Consider the following 12,113-nt stretch of genomic DNA (forward strand, 5'->3'; position numbering starts at 1 on the left):
GAGGGGATGAGATGCGGCACCGCGGCTACCTGGCCGGTCCTCGGTCGCGCCTGAGCAGAACCCATCCTCGCTCGGATCTCTCAGCTCGCTCTGGCTCGTAGGCGCTGTCCGCCCTCGTCGATCACCATCACTCCCGGCGCGTAGCGTGCGGTGGCGACGTTCGGATGCTGCCGGTAGAGGTGCGGACCGCCTGGAATCTGGACCACCGAGCCACCGACAGCGGTGGCCGCGTCCACCAACGACGGCACCGGAAACTGGCCTTCGGGGTGAGAGGAGAGCGACGCCGACGACGTCTCGGGGTGGGTCCATGTATCTCGCAGCGTCGCCCAGTCGCGCGCTCGGACAGCGAAGCACTCAGCCCACGGTTCGTCAGGGCCCGAGGTCGGTCCGGGGTCCTCCCGTATCCGTCCATCCGCAACGATGTCTCCCAGCCCGCCGGACACCGGGTGCAGGATGCCGTCGGGAGCGTGCAGCTGTACGGACGAGCCGGCGTGCCACACCACTGGTCCCGGCGAGGGTGCGTTCATCGCGTGCTCTGCAAACGTCCTCAACAAGCGGTGTCCAGGCAGGCATCGCACGTCGAGGTGCACGATGACCTCGGCACCAGCGTCGATGGCCGCATCGATGGCGCGCGTGACCGTTGACACGAACGCGACCCGTGGTGTCCGTCGACTCTCATGCCCCTGAATGATGATCGTCTCCCATCGGTCTGATCGGATCGGGAGCTTGTTCCGGTTGAGTTCGCGGTCGCTCACCGCGACAGGCGCATGGATGTCCGGGCGCCAAACGTTGACCGATAGTCCCTCGACCTGTCCCAAGAGAGCCCCGTGCTCACCGTTAACCACGGTACTGACCGCGAGCCGAGGGCGGTCCCCTCGGCTCACCCGAGGTAGAGCATCCCAGACCACCCAGACCCACCTCTGCTCTCGCTTGATCATCCATTGGATCGCCACTCGTGATTACACCGTAAGCATGAGAGCGTATGTCGGCGCTCGCAGTGGCACAAATGTGCTCGCGACTGCTCCCCCACCCTGCGTTGAGGCCGCGAACCGTGCCCTACGGCGAGGAGCCGGCGAAGGGCCAAGGGCCCCTGCAGATCGAAACGAAGGTCGTGGTCGACACACCGGGCGCGCCACCGGGACAGGGGCTAGCGTGAGTGCCGTGAGCCTCATCCCCGCGGACCTCCGGACCCTCGCCGTCGTGCAGGCCGGTGGTCAGGGCAGCCGGATGGACGTCCTGACCCGGGAGCGGGCCAAACCCGCCCTCCCCTTCGCCGCGAGCCACGCGCTCGTGGACTTCCCGCTCTCGGTCCTGGCGGCTGCCGGGGTGAGCGACGTCTGGGTCTCCGTACAGTTCCAGTCCAGCTCCCTCGACGGCTACCTCGCGGGCGGCCGCCCGTGGGACCTCGACCGGACCCGCGGCGGATTCCGCCGTCTCACCCCCGAGGAGGGGTCGGGGACGGCCCACGAGGACGGCTTCAGCCACGGCAACGCCGACGGTCTCTTCCGGATGCGCGAGGCGATCAGGATCGCCGACCCGCACGTGCTGATCGTCATGTCGGCCGACCACATCTTCAACCTCGACCTCCGCCCGGTCGTCGCCGCCCACCTCGACCGCGAGGCGGAGTGCACGGTCGTCACCGCCGAGATCGGGGTGCAGGAGGCGGTGCACAAGGTGGTGGTCGAGCACGACGACGCGGGACTGGTGAGCGCGGTGCGCGCCAAGCCGTCCTCCACGGAGTCGGGCACCGTCGCCACCGAGATCTTCCTCTACCACCCGCCGACCCTGCTGGCCCAGCTCGAGCAGCTGCGCGCCGGGCTCCAGGCCACCGCGGACGACGATGACGACACCGGCCTCGGCGACTTCGGCGACCACCTCCTGCCCTCGCTGGTCCGCCGCGGGCGGGTCCACGCCACCCCGATGAGCGGCTACTGGAAGGACGTCGGGCGACCCCAGGCCTACCTCCAGGCCCACCGCGACCTGCTCACGGGCAAGGTCGACGTCTTCGACCACCCGACGCGGCCCATCCTCGGCCAGACCCTCCCCGGCCCGCCCGGCTGGGTCGGTGAGGGCGGCGAGCTCGTCGAGGCGATGATCGGGCCGGGCTCGCGCGTGCGCGGTCGGGTGGTCCGATCCGTGCTCGGGCGAGGTGTGACGGTGCAGCCCGGCGCGGTCGTCGAGGACAGCGTGCTGCTCGACGACGTCGTCGTCGAGACCGGCGCCCGGGTGCGGACGAGCATCCTCGACCGCGGCGTCCACGTCGGCCGCGAGGCCACCGTCGGTGCCGCGCCCGCGGGCACCCGGCTCACCGACGAGGCCATCACCCTCGTCGGCCAGGACAGCCGCGTGCGCCGCGGCACCAGCATCGCCCAAGGCGCCCGACTGGAGCCCGGCAGCACCACCTGACGCCCCAGAACGTTCGGGCGCACCCCGGTGAACATGTCTAAATTGTGTGGAGAGGGGCACCCGGTCTGCGCCTCGCTCGCTCACGATCCGCGCCGCGGGCGTGAACCGGTGGGGCAGGGTCCATGTTGTGAGACAGGAGGTGACACCTCAGCGAAGGGTGGTGGTGGGTGGCCCTTCGTCAGGCGGCCTCGGGTCCGGTTCTCCTGCATCCAGATGACCGTCACGGCTTCTCAGATCTCTTCGTCCACGTCTACTGCTGCTGGGGTCGCAGCTCGATCATGGCGCCATCGCTTACAGCGGCATAGGCAGTGCGCGTTGCACCGGAAATGCGCCGCGCCGGGGTCGTTTCTGCCGATTCCACGGTCAGGGATCAGAAGACTGGCTTACCACCGGTCACGCCCAGTACCGTGCCGGAGACGTAGCTGGCTTCGTCCGAGGCCAGGAAGACGTACGCCGCAGCGACCTCGACGGGGTTCCCGGCCCTGCCCAGGGGGGTGTCGGAGCCGAATCCCTCGACCATTTCGGATGACATGGTCGAGGGGATGAGTGGTGTCCAAATCGGGCCGGGTGCGACGGCATTGACCCGGGTGCCCCGGGGGCCGAGTTCGGCTGCAAGGTTGACAACCAAGTTGTTGAGGGCGGCCTTGGTCGCGGCGTAGTCGAGCAGGTGGTCGGACGGAGAGTAGGCCTGCACCGAAGTGGTGATGATGATCGAACCGCCGTCCGCGAGTTCCTTGGCCAACTCGTGGACCAGCCAGAACGGTGAGAACACGTTGGTGGCAAAAGTCCGCTCAATCTGTTCGGGTGGGAACTCCTCAAGCGTGTCGTGGGTCATCTGGTAGGCCGCGTTGGCCACCAGCACCTCCAGCCCGCCCAGAGCCTCGACGGCGTCGGTCGCGAGTCTCTTGTTGGCTTCGTAGGTGCGCAGATCACCAGGGAAGAGATGGGCGGTGCCCCCGGCCTTCTCGACGAGCACCTTGGTCCGGGCGGCGTCCTCGACCTCCTCAGGCAGGTGAGCGATCGCGAGCGTCGCGCCTTCCTTCGCGAAGGCCAGCGCGACGGCGCGGCCGATGCCGGAGTCGCCTCCGGTGAGCAGCACGCGCTTGCCGGGCAATCGGTCGCGCCCGATCCAGGAGTCCTCGCCGTGGTCGGGTACGGGCTTCAGGTCGGCAACGGTCCCTGGCCACTGTTGTTCCTGGCCCGGGATGTCGGCCAGCTCGGGTGTGGTCATGGTGTCTCCTTCGAAAGGGGTATGAGGTAGGTCGGCGGTTTCGCGGGTGGCCGACTCAGACGTCACGCTCCCAGCGACGCAGGCTGGCCAGAGCCGCTACGAAGGCCTCGGGCTCGACCGAGCCGAGGTCGTGACACGCCTGGTCGAGCTTCCCGGCGACGCCGGCGACCGACAGCAGCGGCTGCGCGCCCTCGACATACCCGATGTGCTTGTAGTGCGAGAACGCGTCGGACACGAAGTCCTTGACTGCTGGGTGGCGCGACAGCTCGGTCGCGCACTCGCCCGCGGCGAGCAGTGCCACCGCGTCGAACAGGACTGAGGGGGCGCCGTCGATCTTGTGGTCGACGGGGGTCCTGGAACGCTTGCCCTTCAGCCGCACGCCTCCGACCCGCAGTCCGATCGTCTCGACAGTGCCGCCGACTCCTTCGACCGCACCGGTGACGGCCCCGAGCAAGTCGGGGTCGGTGTCGTCGGAGACGAGCACGCCGAGCTTGCGGCCGGCGAACGACTTCGGGGCGCGAGACGTCATCGAGAGCGCAGGCGAGGGCGGTAGGTCATGCCGCGGGGGCACAGCCGGTTCGGTGGCCTCGGGCAGGTCGATCCCGAGCCCGTCGGCGACAGCCGCAGCCAGGTCCTCGTCGGCGTTGCGCAGGTTGGCGACCATCCTCTCGCGGATGGCCGGGATCTCGACCTTGGAGAGCTCGAAGACGTAGGCCATCCGGATGTGCTCCTGCTCGGGAGTGCTCTGGGAGCGGTAGAACAGTCCCGCCTGGCTGTAGTGGTCGGCGAACGACTCGGCGCGGATGCGGCGGGTGTCACCCGCTTCCGGAGGCTCCACTGTCCGGAAGCCGGCCTGCCGGTCGGCCCGGGGCCCACCGGCGGCGCCGGTGAAGGAGTTGGGCTCGTAGTTGGCCCGCCCCGCCTGCCGACCCATCTGCATGTGACCGTCACGCTGGAAATGCATGACCGGGCAGCGCGGGGCGTTGACCGGAAGCTCGCTGAAGTTGGTCGAGCCCAGGCGCTTGAGCTGGGTGTCGAGGTAGGAGAAGCTGCGGCCCTGCAGCAGCGGGTCGTTGGAGAAGTCGATGCCGGGCACGATGTTCTGCGTCATGAAGGCGACCTGCTCGGTCTCGGCGAAGACGTTATCGACGACCCGGTTCAGTTGCATGGTGCCGATGAAGCGCAGCGGCACTTGCTCCTCAGGGATGATCTTGGTCGGGTCGAGGACGTCGAACTCGAAGGAGTCGGCGAACTCGTCGTCGAAGACCTGCACCGCTAGATCCCATTCGGGGTAGTCGCCGGATTGAATCGCGTTCCACAGGTCACGGCGGTGGTAGTCGGGGTCGGAACCGTTGATCTTGACGGCCTCGTTCCAGACCACCGATTGCAGGCCCTGCTTGGGTATCCAGTGGAACTTGACGAAGGCGCTCGCCCCTTCGGCGTCGACGAAGCGGTAGGTGTGCACGCCGAAGCCCTGCATGAAACGGAAGGACCTCGGGATCGCCCGGTCGGACATGAGCCACATGAGCATGTGGGTCGACTCCGGCATGAGGGAGACGAAGTCCCAGAAGGTGTCGTGGGCGGATGCCGCCTGCGGCCAACCGCGGTCCTGCTCCTCCTTGACGGCATGGACGAGGTCGGGAAACTTCATCGCGTCCTGGATAAAGAAGACCGGCATGTTGTTGCCGACCAGGTCCCAGTTGCCCTCGTCGGTGTAGAACTTCACCGCAAAGCCGCGCACGTCTCTGGGGACGTCGAAGGAGCCAAGATTCCCCGCGACGGTGGAGAACCGGACGAAGAGCGGCGTCTCCTTGCCCTTGCTGAAGACCGAGGCACGGGTCAGGTCGGAGATGTCCTCGGTGGCGGTGAACGTCCCATGCGCGCCATAGCCGCGGGCATGGACGACGCGCTCGGGGATGCGCTCATGGTCGAAGTGGAAGAGCTTGTCACGCAGGACGTGGTCCTCGAGCAGAACTGGCCCACGCTCGCCGACCTTGAGGGAGTTCTGGTCATCGGAGAGCGGGTGGCCCTGGGAGTCGGTCATGACGGGTCTGCCGTCTCCCGGCAACTGGTGAAGTTCGCCCGCTGCCCCCGGTTCTGTGCGGTCGGTGTGGACCGGGTTGTCCGCCGCGGCACCGGCGTTGGTGGGGGTCGGCGGCCGCGGAGGTGCCGGGGCCTGGGGGTATCCCGGCAGGTGCGGACCACCTCTCTCGCGGGCAGGGCGCTCCTGGTCGGTCGGCGTCGCGGGCAACTTCTTGGTGGCCATCGTCTCTCCACAAGGTTGGTTCGGGATCCGTCGGAGGAGCCGCCGGAACTTCCACGCTAGGACCTGCTCGGGCGCACGTCGCGGCGAGCAGCCCGCCCACCCCATGGAGCGACCTGCCCGACGCCCCGCGCATACGACACGAGGCCAGGTGCGTCCTGGCTGGGTTGCGAGGCGGGGGGTCCCGGTCTACGTTTACGACGTAATCTCGGGTCGCGTTGGGCGCCCGTTTCAGAGCGAGAGGTGTCAGTCATGACGAGTCAGGATCAGATCCAGTCCCTACAGAACGAGGGCGTGGTGGTGGACCAGAATGGCGAGAAGGTCGGCAAGGTCGGTCAGGTGTACCTCGACGACACCAGCGGGGAACCCACGTGGGTGACGGTCAAGACTGGGCTCTTCGGAACGTCGGAGTCCTTCGTCCCGTTGCATGGCGCGTCGGTGCAGGATGGGCAGGTGCGGGTGCCGTACAACGCGGACATGGTTAAGAACGCCCCCCGGGTCGAGGCCGATGGCAGCATCACTCCCGAGGAAGAGCGTGAGCTGTTCGCGTACTACGACGTCAACGGCCTCGCTGCCCAGGCCCCAGGACGCGACGCTGATGAGGACGCGCGCGGCAGGGAGACCAACGGGCAGATTCGTGAGGGCCGCGAGGGTGGGGACCGTCCGAGCCAGGAGGGTGCCGACATGATCCGTTCCGAGGAGCAGGTGCAGGTCGGCACGGAGCGGGTCGCGACGGGCAAGGCCCGCTTGCGCAAGTACGTGGTCACCGAGAACGTGACCACCACGGTGCCGGTGCAGCGTGAAGAGGTGCGCATCGAGCGAGAGCCGGTCACCGAGGGTGACCAGGCCTCGATGGGTGAGGGTGAGCTGGGTGAGGACGAGCAGGAGATCACGCTGAGCGAGGACCGGGTCGTGGTGGACAAGGAGACCGTGCCGGTGGAGAAGGTACGGCTGGACACCGAAACCGTGACCGAGGACCGTCAGGTCACGGAGGAGGTCCGCAAGGAGCAGATCGACACTGACCTGCCGCAGGACGGGCCGGGCCAGGATCACCGCGACGGTCGGTGAGAACCTCAGCACCATGACAAGGGCTGCCCCCGCCATCGCTGGTGGGGGCAGCCCTTGTGGTTCATACCCCCGGCTGTGGGGGTCGAGCGGTGGTGGGTCAGGGCGCCTCGCCGGGGTCGGTGGTGTCCCCGGAGCTGCGACGCAGGGCCCGACCCTTCTCCTGGTCGGCCTGTTCTTTCTCCGCGCCCGCGACGATCTTCGTATCATCACGCGGGGGCAGCTTGATGTCCTCCTCCGCCTCGATGCCGGCGATGAGCTGGCGAGACCGCTCCAGCTCGGCGTCGACCTCGGCGCCCAGGAGCAGCGCGAGGTTGGTGATCCACAGGTAGAGCAGGAAGATGATCACGCCGGCGAAGGACCCGTAGGTCGCGCCGTAGCTGGAGAAGTTGGCGATGTAGAAGCCGAAGGCCACCGAGATGAGGACCCAGACGAGGATCGCGAAGGCCGCACCGATGCTCAGCCACCGGAACTTCGGCTGCTTCACGTTGGGCGTGGTGTAGTACAGCATCGCCACAATGAGCATGACCAGCACGAGAACGACCGGCCACTTGGCGATGCGCCATACGGTGACCACGGTGGATCCCAGACCGACGGCCTCGCCGACCGCCGTCGCGACCGGACCGGACAGGACCAGCATGAGCGCCACCAGCACCACCATGACGACCATGACCAGGGTGATGAGCAGCATGACCGGGCGCAGCTTCCAGACCGGTCGCCCCTCCTCGATCTCGTAGACCGTGTTCATCGCGCGGCTGAAGGCAGTGACATAGCCGGAGGCCGACCACAGCGCGGTCGCCAGACCGATGACCAGCGCCAGCCCGGCACCCGGAGAGGTGGCCAGCGACTGCACCACAGGCTCCAAGGTCGAGGCGCCGGACTCACCCAGCACGCCACTGAGCAGCGGCATCACCGTGTTGACGACCTGCTGGCTCTGCCCGACCAGCCCCAGCAGCGAGAAGATCGCGATGAGCGCCGGGAAGATGGCCAGCACCGCGTAGTAGGTCAGCGCCGCGGCGAGGTCAGTGCACTGGTCGTCCAGGAACTCCCGGATCGCCTTCCCGGCGGTGTATCTCCACGCCGGCCCCGTCATCTCGGCGGGCGAGTCCGGCTTGTCCTCGCGTTCCGGGTCCGGAGCATCAGCCTGCGTCGCCGCGCGGTCGGCGGTCCGGCTCATCGACGGGCCCACCGGACGACACCGATGATCAGCACCACCGCAGCGACGGCACCCGAAACTGGTGCCAGCACGCTCAGCACGTCTCGGTGGTCATCGCTCTGCAACCGGGCCCTGGCCTCGTGCAGCCCGGTGCTGGCTCGTGTCTTGACCGACTCGACCTTGAGCTGGGCCTGCTTCTTCACGTCCAGCCGCTCGGTCAACTCATCAACGGTGTTACCCAGCTCCTGCCGATGTCTGGCGATGTCGGCCTCGATCTGCTCGGGGCCCTGACTGGTGTCGTCCTGCTCGGCTTGGGTGCCATGACTGTCGTTCGGTGGGGTGCTCATGACTGGGCTGCCTCCTTGACCTCGGCGAGATCCTGCTTCACGTTGTCCATCGTGCGCTCGGGCTTGGCCGGGGTGGCCTCATCGACCCGCTTCTTGCCCAGCAGCGACACCACTGCCGCAGCGACGAACAGCAGTAGTGTCACGATCCCCGCCGCCGCCCACCCTGGCAGCACCAGAGCGAGGGCGAGGATCGCCGTGGTGATGAGGCTGGCGATGCCGAAGAACGCGAGCAGGCCACCGGCACCGAACATGCCGATCCCCACGCCTGCGGTCTTCGCCTTCACACTCAGCTCGGCCTGCGCCAGGCGCATCTCGTCCCGGATCAGCGTGCTCGTCTGCTCGCTCATCCGGGCGATCAGCTCGCCCGTGCTCGCGTGCTCGGCGTCGGGCCTGAACCGCTCAGCCACGAACGTCCTCCGGGTCCTCGCCCGCGAGGCCGCGGTCCGGGCTGGCGGCCCACGGGTCGGTTCCGTCCGCGCCTGCACCGCTCTTGCCTTTCGACAACCGGCCCTTGGCCTGCTCCTGCACCTGGCCCGCTCGCTCCTGCACCTTGCCGGCCTGCTCCTGCACCTTGGGGTTGGACCACAGCTCCTGCGCCTTGGCGCGCAGCTGGTCATAGCGCTCCCGACCGGCCTTGGCGCCCAGGACGTACCCGGCCCCGAACGCGGCAGCCATCATGATCTTGCTCATCGCGGCTCACTCCTTCTTGTGTCAACGGATGCGTAGGCTCCCAGCACCTGTCCGGCGGGCCTCAACGAGGAGTACCAGCCGGGGCGTTGCTGAGATGCCTGCGCGCGATTACAGTGTAAACGTACGGTCCCCGACCCTAAGTGTGCAAGCTACTGGGCCAGCCCCTCGATGCCCTCGGTCGAGAGTCCGTGCCCCAGACCGACCCACACGGAGAGAACACAGGTGAGCAGCATGAGCGACAAGATCTGGAGCCTGGCGACGACCGGAGCCGCGATCGGCGGCGGTGTGATCGCCAAGAATGTGACCGAGGGCTTGTGGAAGTTCGTCACCGGTAGTAGTTCCCCCAGCAACCCTGAGGACCCTGAGGTCAACTGGGGCGAGGCCGTCGCCTTCGCGGTCGTCTCCGGAGCGATCGTGCAACTGGTGAGGGTCATCATCAACCGCAAGTCCACCCAGGTCTACACCAAGCGCAAGGGACACCTGCCCGCATCGGTGGCCAGCTGATCCGTCCGGCCGAGACCGGCGCCGGTCCAGGTGCAACGCGTTATGAGAGGCTGGGGGCATGGGAAGCCCGTCATGAATCCCCCCAGTGACAGCCCTCCGCGACGTCGTCTGGACCGCGAACGCATCGTAGAAGCGGCCCTCTCCAGCATCGAGGCCGATGGCGTGGAGCAGATGACCATGCGCAGTCTGGGCCGTGACCTCGGCGTGGAGGCGATGGCGCTGTACCGGTACGTCTCTGGCCGTGAAGACCTCCTGGAAGCTGTGGTGTCCCACCTCCTGGACGGACTCCTCCAGCGTGTGGAAGCAGCCGAGACCAGCAGCTGGCAGCAGTACCTGCAGCACGTGGCCCACGAAGTGCGAAGTGTCGCCATGGAGAACCCAGCCGCGTTCCCGCTCATCGTGTCCCGCCACCCTGCAACACCGTGGCTGCGGCCACCACTGCGTGACATCCAGATCGTCGAGCACCTCTTGGCCACGCTCGCCGCTCAAGGGTTCACCGACGACCAAGCCGTCGACACCTACAAAGCCTTCACCAGCTTTCTCGTCGGGTCATTGCTGCTCGAGGTCTCCACCCGCGTGGAGAACGTCAGCGCCGTCGAAGAACCGATGAACGAAGGAAGCGCCCAGATCCCCGAACAGGACACACCCGAATCGAACCTGGCTGAGACCGCCCCCCACGTACAACGCATGCGGGCACACCTCAGCCAAGACCACAGCGACGCCGAGTTCGAGATCGGTCTGGAAACCCTGCTCAACCGGATCGAAAGTACAGTCTCCCACTAGCAAGCTTGCCTACTCGCGCAAGAATTCATGAGACCTCTGAAGTGGGAGTCCAGCCCTGCGCGGTGAGCGCGAGGCAGTGCACGCGCTGCATAGTCAGGGCAGAGTTCAGGGAGGCGTGGTCGGAAACCGAACCCGTCTCCTTGAAGCAGAGAGATGCGCTCACTACAGCCCGATTCGTTATGACGGTGCTTCGATGGACTTTCCGAAGCACCAGCAAGCGGTACCTGCGGGCGGAGTGATCAGACCTCGGTACTTCTGAGTCGAATCGTTGCGTAGGCGAACTCAACGAGGTACGTGTTGAGGTTCTTGACAGCTTCCTCGGCGGACTCAACGTCCTTCCTGAGGATCGCGGTCAAGATTGCACGGTGCAGACGGGCGCCGGCGTGGATCTCAACTTCTATGTCTTGGACGTGGGCGAACCAGAAGCGCCTGGAGAGCCCTTGCAAGGGTGCGATCGCATCCGCCAGGTAGTCGTTGTGAGCCGCGCGCACTATCAGGCCGTGGGTGTCCCGCACGGTCCCGGCGTACTCGTCCATGGTGAAGTTGTTGCGGTCGAGCTTGGAGGCCATCTGCTCCATGGGGCGGCGATCCGATTCGGTTGCGCGTTCGCAGGCGAGGCGCACCGCCAGCTCTTCCAGGCTGAGCCGTAGCTCGAGCAGACGAAGTTGTTCCTCGACCGACGTGGCCGGGATTAGCACACCCCGGTTGGGGTAGATGTGGACCATGCGGTGCCGTGCCAGCCGCTGCAGAGCCTCTCGGATAGGGGTGCGGCCCAGGCCGGTGAGCTCGGTGAGCTGCGCCTCGGACACGAGGGAGCCGGGCTCAAGTCGCTGGAAGACGATCAGCTCTTCCAGGGCACTGTAGGCCTCTTCTGCTTTGGCGCCGCTGCCCATCTGACTCCTCTCGCCTCGTGCCGCAGTGTAGGACGGCAGGACATCGAATCTGCAACGACCTCTTACCAAGCAGCCAATATGTTGGTTGTATACCGGTCATCCTACGGGGCGATGCCCCGTCCACAACCGGCTGGAGAGACGATGAAGTACGACCCCACCCGCGAGAAGAGCCCCCTGCCCTACTCCCCGTTCAAGAGCTGCACGGTCCCGCGTCCGATCGGCTGGCTCTCGACGATCAGCAGCGACGGCGCCGAGAACCTCGCGCCCTACAGCCAGTGGCAGAACCTCACGTTCGACCCCCCAATGGTGATGTTCTCAGCGAACCAGTACCCCGACGGCCGCCGCAAGGACACTGTTGTCAACGCCGAGGAGACCGGCTGGTTCGTCTGGAACATGGCCACGTGGGACCTGCGGGAGGCGGTGAACATCAGCGCGATGGCACTGCCGGCCGGTGAGAGTGAGTTCGAGCGCGCCGGGGTCCGGCGGGCCAACGCCGACCTGGCCCCCGCACCGATGGTCGCCGACAGCCCCTGCCACTTCGAGGTCCGCTACCTCTCCACGCACCGCCTTCCGGGCAACTCACCTGTCGGTTCCATCGACATCGTCTTCGGTCGGGTCGAGCGCATCCACGTCAAGGACGAGGTCGTCACACCTGAGGGCAAGCTCGACATCCCGCGCATCAGGCCGCTGGCGCGACTGGGCTACTAACACTACACGACCGTGACCGAAACTTTCGAGATGCGCGTCCCCGGAGCCGACGAGGCCGCCGGCATGG

The 12,113-nt window shown here is 67.0% G+C and carries 13 protein-coding genes; 5 read left to right on the forward strand and 8 right to left on the reverse strand.

The annotated features are described in order from the left end of the window. Positions 1-80: 80 nt before the first annotated feature. Positions 81-755, reverse strand: coding sequence for a hypothetical protein (locus FA582_RS09060; protein ID WP_158640867.1), 675 nt, complete (start codon positions 753-755; stop codon positions 81-83). 406 nt (positions 756-1,161) lie between these two features. On the opposite strand from FA582_RS09060, the gene FA582_RS09065 reads away from it, so the two are divergent. Next, positions 1,162-2,406, forward strand: a complete 1,245-nt coding sequence (locus tag FA582_RS09065; RefSeq protein WP_158640868.1) for a glucose-1-phosphate adenylyltransferase family protein — start codon at positions 1,162-1,164, stop codon at positions 2,404-2,406. A gap of 370 nt (positions 2,407-2,776) precedes the next feature. Here FA582_RS09065 and FA582_RS09070 read toward each other — a convergent pair whose 3' ends face one another. Together FA582_RS09070 and FA582_RS09075 are read right to left on the reverse strand one after the other, a co-directional pair. Then, complete coding sequence (locus FA582_RS09070; protein ID WP_010148363.1) at positions 2,777-3,637, reverse strand: SDR family oxidoreductase; 861 nt, start codon at positions 3,635-3,637, stop codon at positions 2,777-2,779. A gap of 55 nt (positions 3,638-3,692) precedes the next feature. Then, entirely contained in the window at positions 3,693-5,681 is a 1,989-nt protein-coding gene (locus FA582_RS09075; protein WP_010148364.1) for a catalase, read from the reverse strand. A 471-nt stretch (positions 5,682-6,152) separates the two neighbouring features. Between FA582_RS09075 and FA582_RS09080 the strand changes: the two genes are divergently transcribed. After that, a complete protein-coding gene (locus FA582_RS09080; protein WP_010148366.1) occupies positions 6,153-6,968 on the forward strand; it encodes a PRC and DUF2382 domain-containing protein in 816 nt (271 codons plus the stop codon). A 97-nt stretch (positions 6,969-7,065) separates the two neighbouring features. On the opposite strand, the gene FA582_RS09085 is transcribed toward FA582_RS09080, so the two are convergent. From FA582_RS09085 to FA582_RS17155, 4 genes are read right to left on the reverse strand one after another with little or no spacing between them, the layout of a single operon-like run. Then, positions 7,066-8,142 carry a YihY/virulence factor BrkB family protein gene (locus FA582_RS09085; protein WP_033229179.1) on the reverse strand — a complete coding sequence of 359 codons (1,077 nt, stop codon included), beginning with the start codon at positions 8,140-8,142 and terminating at the stop codon, positions 7,066-7,068. Then, a complete protein-coding gene (locus FA582_RS09090) occupies positions 8,139-8,468 on the reverse strand; it encodes a DUF3618 domain-containing protein (protein ID WP_010148368.1) in 330 nt (109 codons plus the stop codon). Before FA582_RS09090 ends, FA582_RS09085 begins: the two co-directional genes overlap by 4 nt. Further along, positions 8,465-8,875 (reverse strand): phage holin family protein, encoded by a 411-nt coding sequence (locus FA582_RS17150; protein WP_010148369.1) that lies wholly within the window; start codon positions 8,873-8,875, stop codon positions 8,465-8,467. Before FA582_RS17150 ends, FA582_RS09090 begins: the two co-directional genes overlap by 4 nt. Next, positions 8,868-9,158: a hypothetical protein gene (locus tag FA582_RS17155; protein ID WP_010148370.1), complete on the reverse strand. Its 291-nt coding sequence runs from the start codon at positions 9,156-9,158 to the stop codon at positions 8,868-8,870. Before FA582_RS17155 ends, FA582_RS17150 begins: the two co-directional genes overlap by 8 nt. Before the next feature lie 231 nt (positions 9,159-9,389). Here FA582_RS17155 and FA582_RS09100 point away from each other — a divergent pair, with 231 nt between their 5' ends. Further along, positions 9,390-9,662: a DUF4235 domain-containing protein gene (locus FA582_RS09100; RefSeq protein ID WP_010148371.1), complete on the forward strand. Its 273-nt coding sequence runs from the start codon at positions 9,390-9,392 to the stop codon at positions 9,660-9,662. Positions 9,663-9,734: 72 nt separating this feature from the next. Further along, positions 9,735-10,445 (forward strand): TetR/AcrR family transcriptional regulator, encoded by a 711-nt coding sequence (locus FA582_RS09105; RefSeq protein ID WP_029541387.1) that lies wholly within the window; start codon positions 9,735-9,737, stop codon positions 10,443-10,445. A 239-nt stretch (positions 10,446-10,684) separates the two neighbouring features. Here the strand turns inward: FA582_RS09105 and FA582_RS09110 are convergent, their stop codons facing one another. Further along, complete coding sequence (locus tag FA582_RS09110; protein WP_010148373.1) at positions 10,685-11,338, reverse strand: GntR family transcriptional regulator; 654 nt, start codon at positions 11,336-11,338, stop codon at positions 10,685-10,687. Positions 11,339-11,479: 141 nt separating this feature from the next. On the opposite strand from FA582_RS09110, the gene FA582_RS09115 reads away from it, so the two are divergent. Next, positions 11,480-12,046, forward strand: a complete 567-nt coding sequence (locus FA582_RS09115) for a flavin reductase family protein (RefSeq protein ID WP_010148374.1) — start codon at positions 11,480-11,482, stop codon at positions 12,044-12,046. Positions 12,047-12,113 lie beyond the last annotated feature (67 nt).

The sequence above is a fragment of the Serinicoccus profundi genome (assembly GCF_008001015.1).
GTDB lineage: Bacteria > Actinomycetota > Actinomycetes > Actinomycetales > Dermatophilaceae > Ornithinicoccus > Ornithinicoccus profundi.

What these genes read in the sequence shown, in the direction of transcription:
- FA582_RS09115 (WP_010148374.1), top strand. Translation starts at nt 11,480, where the DNA reads ATGAAGTACGACCCCACCCGCGAGAAGAGCCCCCTGCCCTACTCCCCG.
- FA582_RS17155 (WP_010148370.1), bottom strand. Translation starts at nt 9,158, where the DNA reads ATGAGCAAGATCATGATGGCTGCCGCGTTCGGGGCCGGGTACGTCCTG.
- FA582_RS09070 (WP_010148363.1), bottom strand. Translation starts at nt 3,637, where the DNA reads ATGACCACACCCGAGCTGGCCGACATCCCGGGCCAGGAACAACAGTGG.
- FA582_RS09105 (WP_029541387.1), top strand. Translation starts at nt 9,735, where the DNA reads ATGAATCCCCCCAGTGACAGCCCTCCGCGACGTCGTCTGGACCGCGAA.
- FA582_RS09085 (WP_033229179.1), bottom strand. Translation starts at nt 8,142, where the DNA reads ATGAGCCGGACCGCCGACCGCGCGGCGACGCAGGCTGATGCTCCGGAC.
- FA582_RS09090 (WP_010148368.1), bottom strand. Translation starts at nt 8,468, where the DNA reads ATGAGCACCCCACCGAACGACAGTCATGGCACCCAAGCCGAGCAGGAC.
- FA582_RS09080 (WP_010148366.1), top strand. Translation starts at nt 6,153, where the DNA reads ATGACGAGTCAGGATCAGATCCAGTCCCTACAGAACGAGGGCGTGGTG.
- FA582_RS09110 (WP_010148373.1), bottom strand. Translation starts at nt 11,338, where the DNA reads ATGGGCAGCGGCGCCAAAGCAGAAGAGGCCTACAGTGCCCTGGAAGAG.
- FA582_RS09100 (WP_010148371.1), top strand. Translation starts at nt 9,390, where the DNA reads ATGAGCGACAAGATCTGGAGCCTGGCGACGACCGGAGCCGCGATCGGC.
- FA582_RS09075 (WP_010148364.1), bottom strand. Translation starts at nt 5,681, where the DNA reads ATGACCGACTCCCAGGGCCACCCGCTCTCCGATGACCAGAACTCCCTC.